We start from the raw sequence: 21,323 nt of genomic DNA, 5'->3' as shown, positions 1-21,323 counted from the left end.
GACGCTGCTTTCCCAGCAGGGTGGCGGCCAACCCTGCGACAGGGTCAACGCCTACTACGGCACGGTCAATTGCTCCAACGGCCAGACCGCGCGAGGCGTCATCACGAACGACGGACGCTGGTCCTACGCCTTCTGCACCGCCTACGGCAGCAACGTCCGCATCGCCGGCGGCGCAAGGTCAGATGCAGTGGGCCCATGGGCAGAAAATGTTCCTGTACCGGCGGGAGCGTTCATCGACGTTGATTGTCGACGCGAGTTGTCGACAGTGCTCACCTGCGGGTCCGTGATCACGGGTCGGAGTGTCGGCAGACGTTCGTTTGCCGACACTCGCAGCCGTGGACCCAACCACCGTTACCCTCACACACTGCAACAATAATTGCAGAGTGCTACTTGTCGCTTGGCGGCGGCTTGGGGATACAGGGCCTCCTCAACCGCCACCGGCTGCGACGTTCCTGCGCCGCAGCCGGTGCCACCACCGGCTCTGTGGCCGTGGGGTGGACATGGCCAGCGCTGTCTCCAGCGCGTTGCGGGTGCTCAAGGTATGCGTGTGCTCGTCGCCCAGGATGCGGACGCGGTCATCGAGGGTTCGGCGCAGCAGGTCTATCGCCTCGGCCTGCTCACCTGCACTGGTCAAAGCGAGAGCAAGGTTGTGGCGACTGGCAAGGGTATCCGGGTGCTCGGGGCTCAGAATGCGGGTGCGGTCCTCCAGGGTCTGCCGGAGCATGCGCACTGCTTGTGCGTGCTCGCCCATCCCGTGCAGCGCGAGACCGAGGCTGTCCCGACTGGCCAGCGTGTGCGGATGCTCGTCGCCCAGAATGCGGGCGTGGTCGTTGAGCGCCTGCCGCAGCAGCTGTATCGCTTCCGTCTGCTCACCCGCCATGGTCAAGGCGCTGGCGAGGTTGTGGCGGCTGAGCAGGGTGAGGTGGTGCTCGGGACCCAGGACCCTGATGCGGTCGTCAAGGGTGCTCCGGTGCATGCGCACTGCTTGTGCGTGCTCGCCCAGCCCGTGCAGCGCGAGACCGAGGCTGTCCCGGCTGGCCAGGGTATGCGGATGCTCGTCGCCCAGGACACGGGTACGGTCGTTGAGGGTCTGCCGCAGCAGACCTACCGCCTCGGCATGCTCACCCGTCCCGTCCAAAGCGCATGCGAGGTCATTGCGGCTGGTCAAGGTATCGGGGTGCACGGGGCCCAGGATTCGGGTGCGGTCCTCCAGGGTCTGCCGGAGCAGGCTTATTGCCTCGGCCGGCTCTCCCATTCCGAACAAGGCGTTGCCCAGGTCGTTGCGGCTGGTCACGACGGCCGTGACGGCGATCAGCAGGACGGCGGCGAAGGCCGTGAGCGTGGCGGTGTCGGGGTGGATCAGGGACTGGCCGCGTCCGGCCTGCAGGTCACGACGGCGACGAGCCCGGTATCCGAGGGCGGCCGCGCCGACGAGGCGGGCCTGTACCTGCTCGTTGCGCAGCCAGCGCGGCGGGCGGAGAGGGCGACCAGGATCGCAGCGAGGACGAGCAGGACCTGGATGCCGTGCAGGGCGAAGAAGTGGGGGACGCGGAAGTCGCCGCCGGTGACGCTCCAGTGGGTCAGCGGCATGCCGTTGCCGTCGGGGGCGCCGATGCCGTGGCCCAGGTACATCGGGATGGAGCGGCCATTGGCGTCGGTGACGGTGCGCTCGTTGATCTCGGTGACCATCCAGTAGACGGGGATGAGCATCCCGGCGATCGCGCGGCCGGTGCCCGCGCGGATGGCCCGGTTCAGGGCCGGGCCGCCGGTGCGCTGGATCAGGACGACGACACCGAGAACCAGCTGGGCGATGACGATGACCATCACGCCGAGGGTGAGGACCGGGGTCAGGGCGAGGGTGATCGGGTCGGCCTGGTCGGCGTTGAAGTGGCTGATGGTGCCGCGGGCCGCCTGAACGGTGACGGCGCCGACCTCGGCGACCGTGGTCACGGCGAAGACGGTGCCGAGCCACCAGGCAAGGCGTCGGCCCTTGTTCAGTTTCGCGAGCAGCCACGCCAGGGTGGCGGCGTAGAGACCGAAGGCGAAGCCGAACTTCAGCGGCTTGTACCAGACCGGCTCCCCGAGCAGCGTCCGGTCGTCGACGGCGAGCCCGGCGCCGCAGACAAGGACGAGCGTGGCCATGAGGCCGGTGCAGACCAGCAGGGGGCGGTGCCAGGTGCGCCAGGAGGTGCGGGTGGGGGCGAGCGAGGGCGTCATGGGAGATCCGGTTTTCGTACGTCAGCCGTCCTCCGGGCATGCACGCCTCCTGTCGCGCGGTCGTCCGCCGCAGTCGGATCAAGTGCAGCTGTGGGTCGCCCCGGCCCCCACCAGCGCGGAGCACGGCTGACATCGGGCCGCACCCTGTGGTCCGGCGCCGATCGGCCCGGAAGAATGCACGACCAGACGGCCATGCGCACCCAGGGAATCGCCGAACAGTTCCGCCTCCATCCGGCCGTGAAGGCCGAGGTCGACGAGGGCTACCGGGGCCTGGCCAACGAGTTTGCCGACCAGATCAGCGCGCCGCCGAGGAAACCGAAGGACAACGACCCACCGCTCGGCGAGCAGTACGCCTGGCGCGAGTGGCGCCGCCGCCAGTCCTCACGCCGGATCTGCGTCGAACACGCCAACGCCGAGCACAAGCAATGGCGTCCGCTGCAACGCTTCCTCGGACGCCGCGAACACTACGCAGCCACCCACCGGGCCGTCGCCAGCGTGATCTCGGACCGCGCCGCCCAGCGGCCCACCCGGCACAAGCCGAGCACCGAACTCGTGCCCGTCAGCCCGATGGCCTGCTGAATCACCTACCAGCCGAACCCCCGGGCCAGCACGCCTCAACATCAGCTGCCGACAAAGCCGTTAGCCGCGGGCGTTCCACACCAGCGGTGCGCGGCGGATCCAGGTCTCCTCGTCGACGGAGTCGAGGAGGAAGCGGGCGAGGTCGGCCCGGTTGATCCAGCGCCCGGGGGCGGTGGTGCCGGGGTCGGCGGCGCGCAGGGGTCCGGTGGCGGGCTTGTCGGTGAGGGCGACGGCGCGGGCGAGGGTCCAGTCGGTGTCGGAGGCGCGCACGACCTGGTCGACGCCGGTGTGGTCGGTGAAGCCGACCTTGATGTTCGACAGGTTGGGCCAGGTCGGTGTTGCCGACCTGGTTGTCCAGCACCCGGTAGGGGCTCAGTCCCTCGGCCGCGGCCAGTGCCTCGATCCGCCGGGCCGACGCCTCGGCCTGACCGCCGCCCACACCGTGCCGTCACAGCAGAGCCTCGCGGACGGAGAAGGTGCGGTCCTCGGGGAAGCTGCTGCTGAGCGGGAACGAGTGGTGGACCACCTCCACCTCGCCCGCGTGCTCGAACCGCTCCACGGCCCGCTGCAGGCGGTGATGGCCCAGCCCGCACCAGGGGCACGTCACCTCGGACCAGATGTCCACCTTCACCGCGCACCTCCAATTCTTACGACTTGTTCGTAACGCCATGGTGGACCAGTATGGAAGGAGGTACAAAAGGCACATCCGTGTGCGTGCCGGAGAGGAATGTGCGTGATGGAACGGGCAAGCGAAGTGGCGACGACCGGTGAAGCGAAGGCGGTCGGGGCGGCGGCGATCGGGCCGTGCGCGGCGATCCCCGCCGAGCACATGGCCTTCATCCGCGAAGTCCTGGACCGCGTCGGCGACAAATGGAGCCTGCTGTTGATCGCCGTCCTGGAGCCGGGCCCGCTGCGCTACACCGACCTGCAGCGCCAAGTCCCCGGGATCTCCCAGCGCATGCTCACCCTCACCCTGCGCCAGCTCCAGCAAGATGGCCTGATCTCCCGCACCGCCTACGCCGAAGTGCCCCCGCGCGTCGAGTACGCCCTGACCCCGCTCGGCCGTGGCCTCCACGAGATCGCCATGTCCCTGGTCGGCTGGGCCGCCGCCCACCACGACGAGATCCGTGAGAACCGGGCCCGCACGACCTCAGCGCAGCCGAGTACGGGTGCACGCGCCTGAGCTACCGGAGACCGTCACCGACGGTAGCGAAACACGCGGACACCAGACTCCCCGTCGGCGGCCACGAAGTGGAGGATTCCCACTGGCCACCGACATGGTTTATCAGGGACTCGACACCTCATGATCGCTGCGCCATCCCCGATGCCCTGCACTGGGGGCTGGCCTCGCCGCCGTCGGCGCGGCGATCGCCCAGCCGAAGTACTGGCTCCTGTCCAGGGGCTCCGCGTGGTGTACCCCACGGTGCCGCCCCGGGTCGAGTACTCCCTCACCGAGCCGGGCCAAGCCCTGCGCAAGACCGTCGACGTCATGTGCGATTGGACGCACCGCCACCTCCGCCACATCGACGCATCACGCAAGCGCTTCGGCGCTGACCTCAACGTCCGCGGCAGCAAGACAGGACAAGAGGCGTCGCGTAGCGATCAAGCGGAATCGGACGCAGAGGTCGTCGCGAGCCGCGTACCGGATCCAGGCGTCCGTGATCCTCCAGCAGGGCGCGGGTGGCACCGCTGCTCTCCAAGTGGTCGGTGAACGTCCGCAAGCGGTCCGGACCCTGTGGCCAGTCCGGACCGGAGGCCGCCTTCCTGGCGAGGTCGCCAACCGCCCGCCGGGAACACCAGTTCCGCCCTGCAGTCGCGTGCCGCCTCCCTCGGATCGTCCCGGATGAACGAGCTCTCCAGTTCCGCGTGGAGGGCAAGCCTGTCGTCCGGCCGGGCCCGTTCATCGGCGTAGAGCCGGTGCCCCAACGCCACCACGATCCGGTCGAACCGTGGCTGGGCGATGGGGCCCCATCGATCGCCATGCGAGTGCGCACTTGTCGGTCGCCCTCAAGCGACAAGGCTGCGGACCTGCGGACCTGGTCCGCCCCGAATGCCGTTGTTCAACGCCGCGTAGTCAGCACCAAACCAGCGCGGGAGAGCGGTCGCGGAGAACTATCGCAGCGTTTGAGGGTGGGGGTGGGGGTGTCCTCTCTCGTCCAGTGGAGGCGTCCACTCAGCGAAACCCGTTGGTTGGCTGGCGCGGCCCATCGTTCAGTCGTCCGAATGTTCGCGGCGCAGGTGCTCAGAGCGGGACTGGAGGATGTCCAGGGCCTCGTGGATCGAGCAGCCGAGGTGGTCTCGGAACAGCTTGGTGGCCTTGACGGTCATTCCGCTGAGGATCTCGTTGTCCGCGAAGGAGAGCGGGCCGGCCGTCCAGGGGGCGGACGCTGGATCTCCACCGGGCCGGTCGACGTCGGTCAGGGTGGCGAGCAGGCGGCCGTCCGAGAGCGCCACCGCCACGTCCATGCCGCGGGCCGCCTTCTCCGTGAGGCAACGGGTGCAGTGTGGTCCAGGAGGAAGACGAAGTGCCGGGCCATGCGCTGCCGCCACTCATCGAGCTCGCCGTCGCCGTCCAGTCGCAGGTTGCAGTTCCAGGCTGCCTGGGCGAGAACCGACACGAACAGCCCGAGGAAGTCCGACTTCAGCAGGTCGTCCGCGTGCTCGATCAGAGTCGCGAGGTCCTGGTTCCCGTGGCCGGGGCCGTGCCAGTCGTGAAGGATGTCCACGAGAGCGTCCCAGTTGTGGCCGAAGTAGCCGAGGAACGACAGCTCCCGGGCGAAGGTGCGGAAGACGGACGCCGGATCCCGCATTTCCCGGCCGTCCTGCCGCAGGACGAGACCGTTTCGCTGCACGAGCGCGGCCGTTTCCAACGCCAGCCATGGGTCGGCCGGGGAGGTGAACACGACCCATGGGGAGCGGCGTTCCGTCAGAGTGGGCTCGGTCGTCATGGGTGAGATCCTTGCACCGCATTGGCTCGGAGCCTGAGCGATGAGAGGCGGGTGGGTCGTGCTCAACGAGTCCCGTCCGCCCAGGCCAGGAGGCTGCCGGTGATCATCTTCAGTGAGAAGGGCCAGCGGGAGGGTTGAGCTTCGGCACCGTCCTTGTATTGCGGGGCTACTGGAGCGGGTTCATCTTCCGCAGCAGGTGGATGCCAGCTCGTCCGTAGAGCTGCCTTTTGACCTTCTTGATGCGGTTGACGGCTCCATTCGATGTTGCCGGAGCTCCAGTGGAGGGTGAGTCCGGCTGTCACGGCGTCGAGGTCTCGGAGCAGGACGAAGTCGCGGACGAGTCCGGCGGCGGTGACCAGCTTGGGGCGGCGTGCCAGGACATCCTTCAGGCGGGGGCGGTCGTCCTCGCTCAACGCGGTGGGGTCTCGGGTGAGCCAGCCCGTCAGCTGCCGAACCGTCGGAGGCCGGGGTGGCGCGCCGGCCGGAGCCTCACGGAGGGTGGCAACTTGACTGCGGACCATCTGGTAGGCGACGGGTGCGTGGCTGGCAACGAGTTCGCCGTGGAGGCGGGTGACGCTGGTGCATCCCTCGGCGAATCGGCGCTCCAGGTAGCACTTGTGGGGGTCCAGCCTGTTGGGACGGGGCCGGCTCTCGCGGATGGTGTCCTGCCAGCGTGCGGCATTCGCGTATCTGACCACGGTGTTGAGGCCCCAGCCCAGGTGCCGGGCGATCGCCCGGCGTGAGTGACCTTGAGCAAGGAACTCGCGGACCGGGGCGTGCGCGGCCTTCTTCCGCTCGGCCCGTCGGCCGACGGGTGCCGGGTCGTCCTGCGCTCGGCCGGAAGCCAGTCGGGTGGCCATGCTGCTGGGCGAAGGGTCGCGGAAGCAGTCGCGGTGGGCAGCGACACAGGTCTCCATTGCCCGGCCGAGGCCCTGCCACAGGCCGCCGGAGGAGCATCCCGAACGTGGTCCTGGCGGACATGGCCTGCTCGTCCCGGGCCCTCACCGCCCTCTTCATCTGGCCGGCCAGGTGATCCGAAGGAAACGGCCGGCCGGACGAAGAGTCATACACCGCCTCTCAGGACTGTCAGTCCAGGTGGAACACCTCTGTCAGCGGTGCCATCGCCTGGTCGGCCGGCGTGCCGTCCAGGTGCTGGAAGTAGCGGGACATCTCGGCCTGCCAGCGGGCGTTCACCTCGGTGGCGGACATCGCCTCGCGGGCGCGATCGAAGTCCTCGGCCTCCAGGTAGCCGACGAGCAGGCCGTCCGGGCGCAGGAACAGGGAGTAGTTGGTCCAGCCGGCGGCCCGGAGGGCATCGAGCATCTCTGGCCACACGTGGGCGTGGCGCTCGCGGTACTCGTCGACGAGTTCGGCCTTCACATGGAGCAGGAAGCAGATCCGGTGCTTCGTCATGAGACACCGATCCCCGCCAGCTGCATGTAGTACACGCCGAACTGGTCGGCGGTGAGCGTGGTGCCGGTGACCTTCACGTATCGGGCGGTGGTGGCGGCGAAGGCGAAGGAGAGGCCACCGGCTCCGGGGCGCGGGTACGAGCTCCTCGACACCACGGTGGTCCAGTTCGTGCCGTCGGTCGAGAGCTGGACGGTGAAGGCCGACGGGAAGCCTCGCCCGGTGTTCGGGACGTCGTCGCGGGGGTACAACGTGACCTGGCTGATCCGTGACGGGCCGCCGAGGTCCACCCGCGCCCACTGCGTGGTGTTCGGAGAGCCGGACCCGGCGCTGCTCCAGCCCGAGGAGTTCCACAGGTCGGTGTGGTGGGTCCCGTTGGTGAGGTTGGCGGTCAACCAGCCCTCGTTGGGGTACTCGACCGAGCTGGAGGCGGTCGCCGTGCGGCCCGGTGCCAGATCTCCGCCGACAGCCTCGATCTCCGCGAACTGCATACGGAAGGCACCGAACTGATCTGTGCTCAGGTTGGTCCCCGTCACCTTCACGTAGCGCGCGTTGACCGTCGCGAACGGGAAGGTCTGCGCCGTGGCGCCGGGCCTCGCGTACCCGGTCCGGCTGCTGACCGTGGTCCAGTTCGTGCCGTCGGTGGAGGTCTGGATGGTGAAGTCGACCGGGAAGCCCAGACCGGCGTTGGCCCCGTCGCTGCGCGGGTAGAGGTCCACCCGGCTCACCGGCCCGGTCGAGCCCAGGTCCAGCCGCACCCACTCGGTGTGGTCGGTGGCGGTACTGCCGGAGCTGCTCCACCCCGCAGCGTTCGGCGCCGACGGCCGCTGTCCGTCGACCGCCGAGCGGATACCCCAGCCGTCGGCCTCGTACGAGCTGGAGGCGGTGGCGGCGGCGCTCTCGGTCCGGGCGAGAGAGGCCGGCATGATCCGGGCGTTCCAGAAGTTCGCGCTGGCGCCGCCAGTTACCAGCCCCACGTCGCCTGCGGTGAACGCCGCGTCGGCGACGGTCAGCACCGGCGCCTGCCCGGTCCCGGAGTACACCGTCAGTGCGTTTCCGCGCGCCACTACACGCAGGCGGGTGCGCTGCCCCGACACGTAGCCGGGCACGGACGCCGAGCCGATCGTTGTGCCGCTGCGGTAGACGAACACCTGGCCGTTGTCCCGCTGGGCGATCAGGTAGCCGGAGTCCAGGTCCGTGCCGTTGGCCGAACGCACCATCAGACCGGCCCAGTTGGTGCTGCCTCCGGACGAACTGACTCCGGTGATCTGCAGGTCGACGCCGACCGAGACGTCGGTGTAGCCCCGGCCGCGCAGGTAGGAGACGTCCCCCCAGTTCGCCGACGCGTCGGACTGCGTGTACTGGGCGCCGCTGGTCGACCAGGTCCCCCGGGTGTGGGTCCAGAAGTGGTCGCCGCCGCTGAAGTCGTCCGTGAACGGCAGCGCCAGGTCACCGGATGCCGCATCCAGTTCGTCGAGGAGCTGCTTGTGCCGGCCCTCGACGTTCCACCCGGAGGTGTCGTACGCCGTCGGGTTGGTGATCACCGTCTCGGCCAGGGTGCGTGCCGCCTGCGGCTTGACCGCGGCCAGCTGCTGCAGCAGTTCGAAGTCCTGCAGGCCCGCGGTCTGAGCTTCGCTGCGGAGGCTGTCGTAGATGCCGTAGGCGGCCTTGTCCGGATAGACGAGCCAGTGGTCGCCGGTCTGCGAGGTGTTGAAGGTGTCGGCGGCCGGGTAGGGCTCGCTGAAGCCGTCGTGCCAGTAGTTCCAGCCCCAGTGCAGGTAGCCGTCGCCGCCGATCTTCCAGGTCAGCCAGGGGAGGAGCCTGGTCCCGCTGAGGTGGTTGCTGGTGAAGCGGTTCATGTACGAGCCCTGCGGGAGGATGCAGCTGTACAGCCACAGGTCCTTCCCGCCGATCCGGTAGCTCTGATATAGCGCGACGTTCGCGTCGTAGTTCGACGAGAGCGGGGTCTGCGTCGACAGATGAGCCGCGTCCCCGGTGAAGGTGGTCAGCTGCGCCTCGTTGGTACGCGGGTTCGGGAAGTACCGCTCGTAGAGGGTGTAGAGCCAGTCGGCAGCCGTGGCCTGTTGCGTGGAGGTGGGCTCGTCCAGGGCGCTCATGTAGAAGTTGTTCGTCCAGCCCTTGGCATCCAGGTGCGCCTTCAGCGCCGGGAAGAACTGGTTCAGCCAGTTGTTGGTGTCCGGGCAGCCACTGGCCGGAGCGGAGTCGGGCCGGCAGAGCGCGTGCTTGACCGCGCCGCTGACGCCGTTGGCCGGCACCAGGGTGTCGAGGTTCGGACCGGAGGCGGGCGGCTCCAGCAGGGTCGGGGTGTAGAGGTACTGCATGGCCCCGGCGCGGACGAAGAGGTCGACGAACCGGTCGAAGGTGGACCAGCCGAAGGTGAAGCGGCCCGCGGCGTCGACGGTGGTGTCCGGGATCAGCAGGGCCACCGCGTCGGCGTAGATCACGTTGTTCCGGTGCCGCGCCATGTTCGCCGCGATATTGGCCTCGACGGCCCACCAGTTGGCGTCGTACATCCGCACGCCGTACACGTTCGGGATCGACGCCTCAGTGCCCGCGTAGTCCCAGCCCGCCGAGGTGAACCAGTTGTTCATCTTGAACGTGGACTGCGAGGTCGGCGGGATCGTGGCGCTGTACACGGTCACCGACACCGGCACCGTGACGGCGCCCAGGCTGCTGTTCACCCTGGCGCTGCCGATGTAGACGCCCGGCGCCTGACCAGCCGGCACGTAGACCTGGTAGTAGGCGGCGTACGTGCTGTTCGCCGCCACCGACTGCGGATTGTTGTTCATCAGCGCGTCGTAGTAGGCGATCCCACCGTCGGGCGGGTTCTGGACGTTGCCGACCTTCTGGATGTTCGGGTGGTTGTACTCGTAGCGCGTGGTGATGTTCGCAGCGGGAATGGACGCGCCGCCGGGGCCGGTCAGCGCCCCGGAGGTGACGGACACCCCGGTCTGCGCCGAACCGGATCGCACCAGGATCTGCGCCCCCTCGTAGGCGTTGCGGGCCGCGTACAGCTCGATCCCGGTCGGCGCCCAGCCCGGCGGGGTGGTCGACGTGAAGGGCCGGTCGGTGGCGTCCAGGATCCACACGGTCGGCCCGCCGGCAGCGCCGGCCCGAGGCGCGGTGAGGACGGCCAGCGGCACTGCGGACAGTGACAGCGCCAGGCACAGCAGGAGACGCAGGGATCTGCGGCGACGCGTGCGCATGAAAACCCTCCGAACTCTGAGAAATGGCTTCGAGAGCCGAACAGGCTTTTTTCCAAACCTGTTCAGGCCGCCCGCAATTGCTTCGCGGCGCGGCTTTCAGTCGACGCGGGGCCTCGCCGTTCGGAGTCCCGGTAACGGCATGTGGGCAGCTCACAGCAATGACAGCGAGGTCGGGATGACACGAAGGGCAGCCACTGGTCGCGTGATCGCATCGGGAATACGCGCACCCGGCCATCTGACGGCCAGCACGGTGTCCTTCGGTGAATGGAGTATTTCCAGAATTTACGATCCACAACCATGCGCCCTTGAGCAATATTTGACCGATCGTCACCGCGCGGACGACGGAGGGTGACACCGCGTCCATGCCGTGCGGCGAAGGTCAGGCGAGCCCCACACGGGCGGCCGCGGCGTCCCACGCGCGGATGTCTCCGGCGGGCTCGTAGCGCCGCAGGCGCTGGGTGCGGGCTACCAGCCGGCGCATGGCGCCGCGGTCCTCGACCAGGCCGTGGGTGCGGGCCTGGACGAGGATGTTGCCGATGGCGGTGGCCTCGGCGGGGCCGGCGATGACGGGCAGGCCGGTGGCGTCGGCGGTGAGACGGCACAGCAGGGCGTTGCGGCTGCCGCCTCCGACGAGATGGACGGCGCGGATCGCTCGGCCGGTCAAATGAGCTGCCTGGAACAGGGTGTGACGGTGCGCCAAGGCCAGGCTCTCCAGGATGCAGCGGACGACGGCGCCCTGGTCCGCGGGCAGGTGCTGGCCGGTGCGGGCGCAGTGTTCGGCGAGGCGGGCCGGCAGGTCGCCGGGGGCGAGGAACTCGGGGGCACCTGGGTCGACGAGCGCCGCGAACGGGCGTGCGGCGGCGGCGCGTTCGAGTAACTCGGGCAGGTGGTGGCCCTCGCCACGGGCGCGCCAGGTGCGCTGGCTCTCGCTGAGTAGCCAGAGGCCCATGATGTTGCGCAGGTAGCGGACGGTGCCGTCGATACCGAGTTCGTTGGTGAAGTTGGCGGCGCGGGAGGCGCTGGTGAGGACGGGCGCGTCGAGTTCGAGGCCGGCGAGCGACCAGGTGCCGCAGGAGATGTAGGCGAAGTCCTCGGTGCCGGCGGGGACGGCGGCGACCGCGGAGGCGGTGTCGTGGGAGGCGACCGCTACTACGGGGGTGTCGGGGCGCAGGCCGGTGGCGGCGGCGACGTGCGGAAGGACGGTGCCGGCGTGCTCGCCGGGGCGGCGCAGTGCGGGCAGGAGGGCCGGGTCCAAGTCGAGCGCGGCGAGGACCGGGGTGGACCAGGCGCCGGTGCGGGCGTCGTACAGGCCCGTGGTGGAGGCATTGGTGACCTCTGCGCCGACGGTGCCGGTGAGCCAGTGGGTGATCAGATCGGGCAGCAGGAGCAGGGTGCGGGCGCGGTCGAGGTGCTTCTCTGCGGCGAGCTGGAAGATCGTGTTGAACGGCAGGTGCTGGACCCCTGTGATCCGGTACAGCTCACGGGCCGGGAGGCGGCACCAGACGGCCTGGACGGCGGCGGCGCCGCGCGGGTCGCGGTAGTGGAAGGGGTTGCCGAGGAGCGCGCCGTCGGCGTCGAGGAGCCCGTAGTCGACGGCCCAGCTGTCGATGCCGACGGAGGCGAGGTCCCAGCGCGCGGCGGCCTCGCGGAAGCCGTCCAGGACGCCTTGGTACAGGCCGAGGGCGTTCCAGTGCAACCCGTCCGGGAGTTGGACGGGAATGTTGTCGAAGCGATGGGTCTCGGTCAGGTCGAGGCGGTCACGGCCGACCCGGCCGACGAGCACCCGTCCGCTGGTGGCGCCGAGGTCCGCCGCGGCGAAGGCGGCCGGAGTGTGCGGGGTGCGGGGCGTCACGGCCGGCTCAGCGCAGGAAGGCCGCGGCGACGCCGGAGTCGACGGGGATGTGGAGGCCGGTGGTGTGGGTGAGGTCGCCGCCGGTGAGGGCGAAGACGGCGGCGGCGACGTGCTCTGGCAGCACCTCGCGCTTGAGGAGGGTGCGCTGGGCGTAGAACGTGCCGAGCTGCTCCTCCGCGATGCCGTAGGTGGCGGCGCGCTGGGCGCCCCAGCCACTGGCGAAGATGCCCGAGCCGCGGACCACGCCGTCCGGGTTGACGCCGTTGACTCGGATTCCGTGTTCGCCCAACTCGGCGGCCAGCAGACGCACTTGGTGGGCCTGGTCGGCCTTGGTGGCGGAGTACGCGATGTTATTGGGGCCGGCGAAGACCGCGTTCTTCGAGGCGATGTAGACGAGGTCGCCGCCCAGGCCCTGCCGGATCATGGTGCGGGCGGCCTCCCGGGAGACGAGGAAGGAGCCGCGGGCCATGACGGCGTGCTGCCGGTCCCAGTCATCGGCGGTGGTCTCCAGCAGCGGCTTGGAGATGGAGATGCCCGCGTTGTTGACCACCAGGTCGACACCGCCGAAGGCGAGGACCGCGGTGCGGAACGCCTCGGCGATCTGCTCCTCGGAGGTGACGTCGACGGTGACGGCCACGGCCCGGTCCGGGCCGCCGAGTTCATCGGCGACGGCCCGGGCGGTGGCGGCGTTGACGTCGGCGACGACGACGCAGGCGCCCTCGGCGGCCAGGCGGTGCGCGATGGCCTTGCCGATGCCGGAGCCGGCGCCGGTGACCAGGGCGACGCGGGTGTCCAGCGGTTTGGGCGCGGGCATCCGCCGCAGCTTCGCCTCTTCCAGCGCCCAGTACTCGATGGCGAACTTCTCGCGCTCCTCGATCGGAGCGTAGCCGGAGACCGCCTCCGCGCCGCGCATCACGTTGATCGCATTGAGGTAGAACTCGCCGGCCACGCGGGCGGTCTGCTTGTCCCTGCCAAAGGAGAACATGCCGACGCCCGGGACCAGGACGATCACCGGGTCGGCACCGCGCATGGGGGGCGAGTCCGCCGTGGCGTACCGCTCATAGTAGGCCCGGTAGCCGGCCCGATACTCGGTGTGCAGCTCCCGCAGGCGGCCGATCGTCGCATCCAGGGGCGCGGTGGCGGGCAGGTCGAGGACCAGCGGGGCGACCTTGGTCCGCAGGAAGTGGTCGGGGCAGGAGGTGCCGAGGGCGGCCAGGCGGGGATGCTCGGCGCGGGCGAGAAAGTCCAGCACGGGCGCAGCGTCGGTGAAGTGGCCGACTTGCGGGCGGTCGGTGGAGGCCATGCCGCGGATGACCGGGGCGAGCGAGGCTGCGCGCCGGCGGCGTTCGGTCTCTGGCAGGGCTTGGTAGCCGTCAAGCTGCGGGCCGAACGGCTCGGCCTTGCCGTGGCGGGCCAGGAAGGCCTCGGCGGTGCGGATGATGTGCAGGGCGTTGGCCTCGCACTCCTCGCTGGTGGCGCCCCAGGCGGTGATGCCGTGACCGCCGAGGACGCAGCCGACGGCCTGCGGGTGGGTCCGATTGATCTCGGCGATGTCCAGGCCGAGCTGGAAGCCGGGGCGGCGCCAGGGCAGCCACGCCACGGCGTCGCCGAAGCAGGCGGCGGTGAGCCTTTCGCCGTCGACGGCGGTGGCGAGCGCGATGCCGGAGTCGGGGTGCAGGTGGTCGACGTGCGCGGCGTCGACCAGACCGTGCATGGCGGTGTCGATGGACGGAGCCGCGCCGCCCTTGCCGTGCAGGCAGTACTCGAACGCGGCGACCATCTCGTCCTCCTGTTCCACGCCCGGATAGGTGTCGGCGAGGGCGCGCAGGCGGTCCAGTCGCAACACGGCCAGGCCCGCCTCGGCGAGGGTGCCGAGATCGCCGCCGGAGCCCTTCACCCACATCAGGTCGACGGGCTGCCCGGTGACGGGGTCGGTGGCTGCGCCCTTGGCAGAGGTGTTGCCGCCGGCGTAGTTGGTGTTGCGCGGATCCGACCCGAGCCGGTGGGAGCGGGCGAGGAGGGCGGCGACGACGGGGTGCTGGGCCATGGCGGGAGCAGCTTCCTTGTCTGGTGGCGGTGGCGCTCTCGTGGGGGGGCGGGCAAGGAGGGTGCGGGCCGGCCCGTGGGTACGGGGTGGTGCGGGCCGGCCCGTGTGGCGGCCGGGTCAAGCCCCCCATCCGGCCTGGGCGCCGCCGACCCGCTCGGCGACGATCTTCTCGGCCCAACCGCCTGCCCGGTAGGCCGCGACCGGGTTCGGGTCTCGCCCGGCCTCGGCGCGAACCTCGGCCAGCAGCGGACGGACGTCGGTGGCGTACGCGTCCATCAGCACCTCGTTGGCGCCGAGTACATCCCCCGCGGTCTGAGCGGCCGTCAGGGCAGAACGGTCGACCAACAGGGCCTTGGCCGTGGCCTCCTGGACGTTCATCACCGAGCGGATGATCGCAGGGATCTTCGCCTCGATGTTGTGACACTGGTCGAGCATGAACGCGACGCCGGCCTCGGGGGCGAAGCCGCCGTTCCCAGTGACCTCGTGCAAGATCCGGAACAGCTGGAACGGATCGGCGGCTCCGACCATCAGGTCGTCGTCCGCGTAGAAGCGGGAGTTGAAGTCGAAGCCGCCGAGCTTCCCCTCGCGCAGCAGGAACGCGACGATGAACTCGATGTTGACGCCGGGGGCGTGGTGACCGGTGTCGACGACGACCGCGGCCCTGGGCCCGAGACGCAGGCAGTGCGCGTACGCGGTGCCCCAGTCCGGGACGTCCGTCGTGTAGAACGCGGGCTCGAACAGCTTGTACTCCAGCAGGAGCCGCTGGTCGTCGCCGAGCCGCTCGTACACCTGTGCCAGAGCGTCGGAGAGGCGTTGCTGACGGGTCGAAATGTCGTCCTGGCCGGGGTAGTTGGTGCCGTCGGAGAACCATAGCTTGAGGTCGCGCGAGCCGGTGGCGTCCATGATGTCGACGCATTCCAGCAGGTGGTCCAGAGCCTTGCGGCGCACCCGCGGGTCCGGATGGGTGACGGAGCCGAGCTTGTAGTCGTCGTCCTGGAAGACGTTCGCGTTGATCGCGCCGATCTCCAGCCCGAGCTCGCGGGCGTGGGCGGACAGCGCGCCGTAGTCCTCGACCCGGTCCCAGGGAATGTGCAGCGAGACCTTCGGGGCGACGCCGGTGGCGGCGTGCACCTGGGCCGCGTCGGCGAGCTTCTCGAACGGGTCGCGCGGCACACCGGGTTGGGCGAAGACCTTGAAGCGGGTTCCCGAGTTCCCGTAGCCCCACGAGGGCGTCTCGATGCACTGGGCCCGAAGGGCGTCCTTCACGGCGGATCGGTCGGCCACCGGAGCACCTCCCACGATCTGAATCGTTTCAGCCAGACGGTAGGTGGGCCCGCGGGAAGCGTCAAGGCACCGGTGGAAAGCTTTTGGTGTGATGTCGTAACCTGATCTCCGGGTCGGCCGTCGGAGCCGGTGAAACTTTTCAATGGCGGGACATGGGCGGCGCGGCGAGCATCAAGGACGTGGCACGGGCGGCCGGTGTGTCGGTCGGCACGGTCTCCAACGTGATCAACCGGCCGGAGACGGTCGGCGAGGGGACCAGGGCCAGGGTCCGGGCCGCGATCGACCAGCTCGGCTACGTACGCAGCGAGTCGGCGCGCCAGCTGCGCTCCGGCAGCAGCCGGATCATCGGTCTGCTGGTGCTCGACCTGGGCAACCCGTTCTTCGCCTCCGTGGCGCGCGGGGCCGAACATGCGGCGCGCGCGGCGGGCCTGCGCGTGATGGTCTGCACCAGCGCTCAGCGGCTCGCCGACGAGGCGGACTACCTCGCCCTCTTCGCGGAGCAGCGGGTGCGCGGAGTGCTGCTGACCCCGGCCGACGCGGAGGGGTCGGGAGCGGCGGCGCTCCGTCGCGGCGGCGTGCCCTTCGTACTGGTGGACCGGCTCGCCCCGGGGCTGGAGGCCTGCTCGGTGTCGGTGGACGACGTCGGGGGCGGCGCCCTGGCGGCCGGGCACCTGCTGGCGGGCGGCCACCGACGGATCGCGTTCGCAGGCGGCCGCCACCGCCTGCAGCAGGTCACCGACCGTCGCAGCGGCGCGCTGCAGGCGCTGGCCGGCAGCGACGCCGTCCTGCTGGACCTGGACGTGGACGGGCTGGACGTGGCGGCGGGCCGCGACGCCGGCGCCCGCCTGCTGGGGATGCTGCCGAGACCGACCGCGGTGTTCTGCGCGAACGACCTGCTGGCCCTCGGGATGCTGCAGGCCGCGTTCACCGCGGGGCTGAGGGTACCCGAGGATCTCGCGATCGTCGGCTACGACGACATCGAGTTCGCCGCGGCGGCCGCGGTGCCGCTGACCTCGGTGCGCCAGCCCGCGGAGGCGATGGGGCGGACGGCGGCCGAGATGCTCACCGAGGAGACCGGCCCGGGCGGCGCGGCTCACCAGCACAGACAAGTCGTGTTCAAGCCGGAGCTGGTGGTGCGGCGTTCGACGCTGGTCGTGCCGCTGCCAGGCTGAGCGTGGCGTTGCCGTGCCCGCGCGACTGCCGTCGGTGCGGAACCTCGACGCCGATGCCGGGGCGACCAGGCAGTCTCGTACGCGAGGACGACGGCTTGGACGCGTTCGCGCAGGCCGAGTTCGGCGAGGATGCGGACGACGTGGGCACGAGCATGCCGTGGAATCCCGCGCCTCGGCCTCCTTCGCAGTCCGCACCACGTGGTGCACGGTGGGCGGATCCGCCTCCGGCGGCCACGTGCCGACCTGCGCCACATCGGGCCGGGTGACCAGGAAGTCGTAGAGCCAACGAGGATCGGTCGGCCATGCCGTTCTTCCAGAGGTACGGGCTGGGAAAGATTCAGGGCGCCGGTGAGAGCGAGGAGCTCACGATGGCCGATCTGGCCTTCGTCGTCACCACGATCGCGGCAGCAGCGGGGCGGTGCCCGCGGCCGCGCCGAAGCAGGTCGAGCCCAGCGGGTAGAGGCCGTAGAGGTTGTTCGTCAGGCCGGGGGAGCCGGCGATGTCGTAGTCGTAGGCCTGCGCCAGGGCCCAGCGCACCAGGCCCGAGCAGTCGAATCCCGTCCGGAACGGATCGTTCTTGGAGCGGACGGGATCGGACCAGTCGATCGCTCCCTTGGTCATGCCCGGGTCCGCGCCGTGCCCGCCGGTCCAGACATACCAGATGTCGGAGTCGGCCACGGCGTCAGGGCCGTGAGGGCGTTCCGCCGCCGGAGCGCGCGGCTTTAAGATCGCCCGGCACTTGTGTTTGGGGGGAGACGGACATGCGGTTCACGGTTCTGGGACAGGTGGGGGCACAGGGCGTCAACGGGGTGATCGAGGTCCAACGCCCCCAGCGGCGCGAGGTGCTGGCCTATCTGCTCCTGAACGCGGGGCAGCCGGTCACCCTCGAACGGATCACCTAGGACGGAGGCCGCTTCCCTACGGCCTGGGCGCTACCTCACGGCACACCAACGGTCCGATCATGTCAACGAGCACCGTGACTCCGACTGCCGGTGACGCCGACAAGCGAAACGCAACGGCCACCGAACGGGTAGGAGAGGGTGCAGATGACCGGGTGGAGGGTGACTCCTGCCGTATTTGCCATGCTCACGCCAGAAATCTTAGAGTCAGCTCATTCTGATCATTGACTCGGGGAGTTCAAGCCACATGCGGATCCAGCGGCTCATCACCGTCACAACGGCAGCCCTGCTCGCACTAACGGCGGTGACCGCTTGCGGCAGCGACAGCGGCAGCACTTCCCTCGATGGCGCGCTAGGTGATCCGGCACCCGCGAAGAACGGCGGCACCGAAGGCGGGTTCGACGGCGACGGAAAGGCCGGCGCGCCCGCGCTGCCCAAGGCGGGCTCGATGGCGAAGGCATCCCAGATCGTCAGCGCGTACGCCGACTGCAGCGGCCTCTCCACCGATCCGAAGGACGACGACTTCTTCCCCGGGGACGAGACCTACGATCAGGAATGGGGCGTCACCGAACGCGGAGCCTGCGGCAAGGGCACCCGCATCTTCATGTTCAAGGACCTCAAGACGTTCCAGGCCAGGTACAAGGCGGAACTCGACGAGGACCGCAAGGAAAGCCCGAACAAGGGCCACCGCGGCAAGTTCCTCCTCGGCCAGGACTTCGCCGTCCTGCCCGATCAGAAGCCCGTCATCCGCAACGCCATCAAGCCCGGCGGGCTCCTCATCCTCAACTGCCATCCCGACTTCAACCCGCCCACCGGCTACCGTAAGGACCCCGCCCTCGTGAAGGGCTGCGTCCTGACCAACTACTTCGAGGACTGACGCACCTTCGACAGGGTCACCGCTCCCGACGAAGTGCGGGGGCGGGTTCTCAGCTCACGGAGCCCCCTCACTGCTCGGCGTAGCGGTGCTTCTCCTCGTTCCTCGCACGCTCCTGCGGTGTCTGCCAGGAGTCCTCACGGCCCTGGGCCGCCGGATTCTGCTCGCTGGGCCGCGGCGGAGCAACAGCACGGCGTCTGCGCCTGCTCCCGAACCAGAAGGCACCGATCAGGACCAGAACCAGCACGACTCCGGCACTGATCAAGAAGAGGGATGCCTGACCCCCAGCCGCGAGAGTTCCAGTAGCGATCACGGCAGCGCCTCTACCCTGGATCCGACCGGCCGCCACCCATGGCAAACAAGCGCGGCATTCGAAGGCCGCTCGACCACGACCAAGCAGCACCTCAAGAACGCTCGGCCACTGACCGCCGGGCCCTGAGCCTGGCCGAGACGCAGTGTGCCGACCACGAGCTGCGCTGGGGCAAAACCGGTGCGGTGGCTCAAAGGGCGGAGGAGTGCCTTTCAAGTGTCGGAAGGCGTCGACGCGTGGTCCGGATGAGAGCGGGTGCGGCGGGCCGTCTTGAGGCGTGCCTCGAAGAGGTGGTCACGTCCGGCGGCCAGCTCGCCGACGATGTCGCGCTCCGTCGCGGTGAAGGGTCGGTAGTAGGTGTCGTTGTAGGCCTCGATGATCTGGAAGGTCCAGTGGCCCGGGATGACGTTGCGGCCTACGATCTCGCGCTCCACCCGCGCCGCCTGCTCCTCGTGCCCGGCCTCGCGCAGGAGCCGGACGGCGTCGTCGAGCTCAAAATCGGCCGTCCCGGTCAGCTGATGGAAGCCGTAGAGGTGGCCGCGGGCGCGCTCCGTAGTCTCCAGCGCCTTTGAGAGCGCGCCCAGTGCGCGGACCGTCTTCTCGTCGACGCCATCGGGCACCTGGTGCGCCGGGTCCATGTCTCGATCGCTGTCCATAAGGACCCTCTGCCCGGGAAACGTGGTGCCGACCAGCACCTTCATCCGTGCGGCGTAGCGGTTTCGGGCCCGGATGTCGCGGACAAGGGTGAGACGCGCGCCGGTGGGGCGGCGACGGCCTCCTGCAACCTCCCGTGAGCGGGGGCGGCGCAGCGGTGCTGGGGGCGCGCCCCGGTCACCCGTGGCTGGGGCTGGCGTGTGCTCAGCCAGGTGGGGTGTTCACGGTGGCGAGAGTCGGACGATGTGGCGCGGGGCTGCTGGGGGCCGTGGCAAGGGTGAATCGCCCACCCAGCCACCCTCTCCTTCCGGCCCCGCCCGTGCCGATAGACCCGAACCCGCCCCTCCCCCGTCTTCCTCAGCTTCCCCGCGGTGGCTGTTCAGACGCAAACGATCTTGTGCTCGACGAGACGACGCCACCCGAGATCCGGTTCCGCGGAGACGCGTAGCGGCGGACGGTGCCCCGTGACAGGGAAGCTGTGACCGGAATCGGATCGCTCAGGCAGGCCTGCGGACGGTCACCAGGGCGAACGAGAGGAGTTCGCCGCGGTCCTGAAGCAGCATGTCGATCACCGGCTGGTTGGCTTGCCGCCTGGCCTGCCCCTGTTCCAGTCCGCGGCGACGACCTCGACCCCGTATTCGCGGGCCAGGAACACCGACGTGGCCCCCTTGCCCGAGCCCAGCTCCAAAACCCGCATCCCGGGCCGCAGATCGAGATCCCGCGCCAGGTCCTCAAGCAGCGACAGCGGATGGGGTCCCATGTCGAGGCCGACGAGCCACGCCGGGTCATAGCTCGACGAACGCGGGTAACGGTCAGGGCGTATCAGGTCGTTCAATGCAGTCACCGCCACACCCAGCCCGACAGCCACCCGCGATACAAACCCTTTCACCAAGACGACCGCTGCCTCACCCGGCGCGCGCCCTCCCGGCGACAGCCGCCGGCCTGGCGCCGGACGTAGGCCTCATCGGTCGGCGACCGCCCGGCATCAGGTCCGTGGCGAGCGGCCGCGTCTGCCTCCTTCCGCTGCCGCCCCAGGCTCCATCTCCCAGCGCCGCCGATGCCGGCGGAGAAGGATCCGCCACGATGCGGTCGGCCGGAGAGTCTGAGGCGGGCACCGCCTTCGACAGGGAAGTGCATGGAGGCGACGGATGCCCTTCCGCCCCACGTGCGCGCGGATCGCCCCGACCTGTGTGAGGGGCGAGCGCGCCGCCCGGACCGTGCTGATGAGGGCCGAGCATCGGCTCGATGGGCGGATGCGGGTCCCCTCGGGGAACCTGCCCCTTCGTGTTCAGGGCCGGGGTCTGAACAGGGCCTTCATGCGGTAGGAGCGGGTCATCTGCGAGCGGCCGCAGACGTTGGCGGCGGCCACCTTCTTGTATAGATCAGCCTCCGACAGGTCGCTGAGGTCTTCCTTCGGCGCGGAGCCTACGCGCTTCTTCGCCCTGCCTTCTGCAGAGCAACGGAGGCGGTGGCTGTGTCGCCGGCGGATTTCGGGGCTGCGGGCGCGCTCTACGCCGGCACGTAGGGCGTCCATCAGGTCGACGTGGGTCTGGGGTCGGCGAGGCCTTTTCGACCGTCTCGTCCGCCTGCGTGGCCTCGATGAGCTGCTCGGCCACCCGCACCTATTCCGCGTGGCCCTTGGCCTTTCCCGAGAGGCCGTCGATCCCTTCCTTCGGATCTCGTCGGCCCGTGCGGTGCCGTATTCCGCGGGTGTCTCTGGGGTACCTGAGAATAAAATTGGAGATGATCCATTGGCCCTAGTCTTCTGAGTCGGGAATTCTGTTCAGATGTATAAGCTTGCCCTGTGGTACGGACGGGACGGCCGAAGGCCGAATTGACGTTGTCGGACG

20 protein-coding genes and 2 pseudogenes are annotated in these 21,323 nt (G+C 69.7%); 6 read left to right on the top strand and 16 right to left on the bottom strand.

Going from position 1 to position 21,323, the window contains the following annotated elements:
• Positions 1 to 427: 427 nt before the first annotated feature.
• Together ACIBAD_RS31265 and ACIBAD_RS31260 are read right to left on the bottom strand one after the other, a co-directional pair.
• Positions 428 to 1,294, bottom strand: a complete 867-nt coding sequence (locus ACIBAD_RS31265) for a tetratricopeptide repeat protein (RefSeq protein ID WP_398910020.1) — start codon at positions 1,292 to 1,294, stop codon at positions 428 to 430.
• 65 nt (positions 1,295 to 1,359) lie between these two features.
• The gene (locus tag ACIBAD_RS31260) at positions 1,360 to 2,217 is read right to left on the bottom strand and encodes a hypothetical protein (RefSeq protein ID WP_398910018.1); all 858 of its coding nucleotides are present in this window, start codon (positions 2,215 to 2,217) and stop codon (positions 1,360 to 1,362) included.
• Between ACIBAD_RS31260 and ACIBAD_RS31255 the strand changes: the two genes are divergently transcribed.
• Positions 2,170 to 2,796, top strand: a complete 627-nt coding sequence (locus ACIBAD_RS31255) for a transposase family protein (RefSeq protein ID WP_398910016.1) — start codon at positions 2,170 to 2,172, stop codon at positions 2,794 to 2,796. The two genes, ACIBAD_RS31260 and ACIBAD_RS31255, sit on opposite strands and share 48 nt — an antisense overlap.
• A 60-nt stretch (positions 2,797 to 2,856) precedes the next feature.
• Here the strand turns inward: ACIBAD_RS31255 and ACIBAD_RS31250 are convergent, their stop codons facing one another.
• Positions 2,857 to 3,066 carry an NAD(P)H-binding protein gene (locus ACIBAD_RS31250; protein WP_398910014.1) on the bottom strand — a complete coding sequence of 70 codons (210 nt, stop codon included), beginning with the start codon at positions 3,064 to 3,066 and terminating at the stop codon, positions 2,857 to 2,859.
• Positions 3,067 to 3,244: 178 nt separating this feature from the next.
• Positions 3,245 to 3,427 carry a DsbA family protein gene (locus tag ACIBAD_RS31245; RefSeq protein ID WP_398910012.1) on the bottom strand — a complete coding sequence of 61 codons (183 nt, stop codon included), beginning with the start codon at positions 3,425 to 3,427 and terminating at the stop codon, positions 3,245 to 3,247.
• A 105-nt stretch (positions 3,428 to 3,532) separates the two neighbouring features.
• Here ACIBAD_RS31245 and ACIBAD_RS31240 point away from each other — a divergent pair, with 105 nt between their 5' ends.
• Together ACIBAD_RS31240 and ACIBAD_RS31235 are read left to right on the top strand one after the other, a co-directional pair.
• On the top strand, positions 3,533 to 3,979 hold the full coding sequence (locus tag ACIBAD_RS31240; RefSeq protein ID WP_134068559.1) for a helix-turn-helix domain-containing protein: 447 nt from the start codon (positions 3,533 to 3,535) through the stop codon (positions 3,977 to 3,979).
• 222 nt (positions 3,980 to 4,201) lie between these two features.
• Positions 4,202 to 4,348, top strand: a pseudogene (locus ACIBAD_RS31235) (winged helix-turn-helix transcriptional regulator); the annotation flags it as partial.
• Between the two features lie 659 nt (positions 4,349 to 5,007).
• On the opposite strand, the gene ACIBAD_RS31230 reads toward ACIBAD_RS31235, so the two are convergent.
• The 8 genes from ACIBAD_RS31230 to rhaI all read right to left on the bottom strand — a co-directional run bounded on the left by ACIBAD_RS31230 (position 5,008) and on the right by rhaI (position 15,564).
• Positions 5,008 to 5,262: a hypothetical protein gene (locus ACIBAD_RS31230; RefSeq protein WP_134068560.1), complete on the bottom strand. Its 255-nt coding sequence runs from the start codon at positions 5,260 to 5,262 to the stop codon at positions 5,008 to 5,010.
• Complete coding sequence (locus ACIBAD_RS31225) at positions 5,214 to 5,744, bottom strand: barstar family protein (protein ID WP_134068561.1); 531 nt, start codon at positions 5,742 to 5,744, stop codon at positions 5,214 to 5,216. Before ACIBAD_RS31225 ends, ACIBAD_RS31230 begins: the two co-directional genes overlap by 49 nt.
• 62 nt (positions 5,745 to 5,806) lie before the next feature.
• Positions 5,807 to 6,604 (bottom strand): hypothetical protein, encoded by a 798-nt coding sequence (locus ACIBAD_RS31220; protein WP_398910009.1) that lies wholly within the window; start codon positions 6,602 to 6,604, stop codon positions 5,807 to 5,809.
• A 226-nt stretch (positions 6,605 to 6,830) separates the two neighbouring features.
• Positions 6,831 to 7,157, bottom strand: coding sequence for an L-rhamnose mutarotase (locus ACIBAD_RS31215; protein ID WP_134068562.1), 327 nt, complete (start codon positions 7,155 to 7,157; stop codon positions 6,831 to 6,833).
• Positions 7,154 to 10,381: a discoidin domain-containing protein gene (locus tag ACIBAD_RS31210; protein ID WP_134068563.1), complete on the bottom strand. Its 3,228-nt coding sequence runs from the start codon at positions 10,379 to 10,381 to the stop codon at positions 7,154 to 7,156. The genes ACIBAD_RS31215 and ACIBAD_RS31210 overlap by 4 nt, the downstream gene beginning before the upstream one ends.
• 379 nt (positions 10,382 to 10,760) lie before the next feature.
• On the bottom strand, positions 10,761 to 12,233 hold the full coding sequence (locus tag ACIBAD_RS31205; protein WP_398910006.1) for a rhamnulokinase family protein: 1,473 nt from the start codon (positions 12,231 to 12,233) through the stop codon (positions 10,761 to 10,763).
• Between the two features lie 7 nt (positions 12,234 to 12,240).
• Positions 12,241 to 14,280 carry a bifunctional aldolase/short-chain dehydrogenase gene (locus ACIBAD_RS31200; protein WP_398910004.1) on the bottom strand — a complete coding sequence of 680 codons (2,040 nt, stop codon included), beginning with the start codon at positions 14,278 to 14,280 and terminating at the stop codon, positions 12,241 to 12,243.
• 117 nt (positions 14,281 to 14,397) lie between these two features.
• On the bottom strand, positions 14,398 to 15,564 hold the full coding sequence (rhaI, locus tag ACIBAD_RS31195) for an L-rhamnose isomerase (RefSeq protein WP_134068566.1): 1,167 nt from the start codon (positions 15,562 to 15,564) through the stop codon (positions 14,398 to 14,400).
• A gap of 152 nt (positions 15,565 to 15,716) precedes the next feature.
• Here rhaI and ACIBAD_RS31190 point away from each other — a divergent pair, with 152 nt between their 5' ends.
• Positions 15,717 to 16,736: a LacI family DNA-binding transcriptional regulator gene (locus tag ACIBAD_RS31190; RefSeq protein WP_134068567.1), complete on the top strand. Its 1,020-nt coding sequence runs from the start codon at positions 15,717 to 15,719 to the stop codon at positions 16,734 to 16,736.
• Between the two features lie 390 nt (positions 16,737 to 17,126).
• Here the strand turns inward: ACIBAD_RS31190 and ACIBAD_RS31185 are convergent, their stop codons facing one another.
• Positions 17,127 to 17,414 (bottom strand): hypothetical protein, encoded by a 288-nt coding sequence (locus tag ACIBAD_RS31185; RefSeq protein ID WP_398910002.1) that lies wholly within the window; start codon positions 17,412 to 17,414, stop codon positions 17,127 to 17,129.
• Between the two features lie 83 nt (positions 17,415 to 17,497).
• Here ACIBAD_RS31185 and ACIBAD_RS31180 point away from each other — a divergent pair, with 83 nt between their 5' ends.
• Both ACIBAD_RS31180 and ACIBAD_RS31175 read left to right on the top strand, forming a co-directional pair.
• Complete coding sequence (locus ACIBAD_RS31180) at positions 17,498 to 17,638, top strand: hypothetical protein (RefSeq protein WP_166681964.1); 141 nt, start codon at positions 17,498 to 17,500, stop codon at positions 17,636 to 17,638.
• Between the two features lie 244 nt (positions 17,639 to 17,882).
• On the top strand, positions 17,883 to 18,512 hold the full coding sequence (locus ACIBAD_RS31175; protein WP_398910000.1) for a hypothetical protein: 630 nt from the start codon (positions 17,883 to 17,885) through the stop codon (positions 18,510 to 18,512).
• A gap of 67 nt (positions 18,513 to 18,579) precedes the next feature.
• Here ACIBAD_RS31175 and ACIBAD_RS31170 read toward each other — a convergent pair whose 3' ends face one another.
• The 3 genes and pseudogenes from ACIBAD_RS31170 to ACIBAD_RS31160 form a co-directional block, all read right to left on the bottom strand.
• Positions 18,580 to 18,822, bottom strand: a complete 243-nt coding sequence (locus ACIBAD_RS31170; protein ID WP_398909998.1) for a DUF6479 family protein — start codon at positions 18,820 to 18,822, stop codon at positions 18,580 to 18,582.
• A gap of 209 nt (positions 18,823 to 19,031) precedes the next feature.
• Entirely contained in the window at positions 19,032 to 19,475 is a 444-nt protein-coding gene (locus ACIBAD_RS31165; protein ID WP_398909996.1) for a hypothetical protein, read from the bottom strand.
• A 605-nt stretch (positions 19,476 to 20,080) separates the two neighbouring features.
• Positions 20,081 to 20,317 (bottom strand): annotated as a pseudogene (locus tag ACIBAD_RS31160) (SAM-dependent methyltransferase); the annotation flags it as partial.
• Positions 20,318 to 21,323: the final 1,006 nt, after the last annotated feature.

It is taken from the genome of Streptomyces sp. NPDC051109 (assembly GCF_044455885.1).
Lineage (GTDB): Bacteria > Actinomycetota > Actinomycetes > Streptomycetales > Streptomycetaceae > Streptomyces.
Note: the sequence above shows the minus strand (reverse complement) of the source record. Positions and strands in the feature narration are given on the sequence as shown.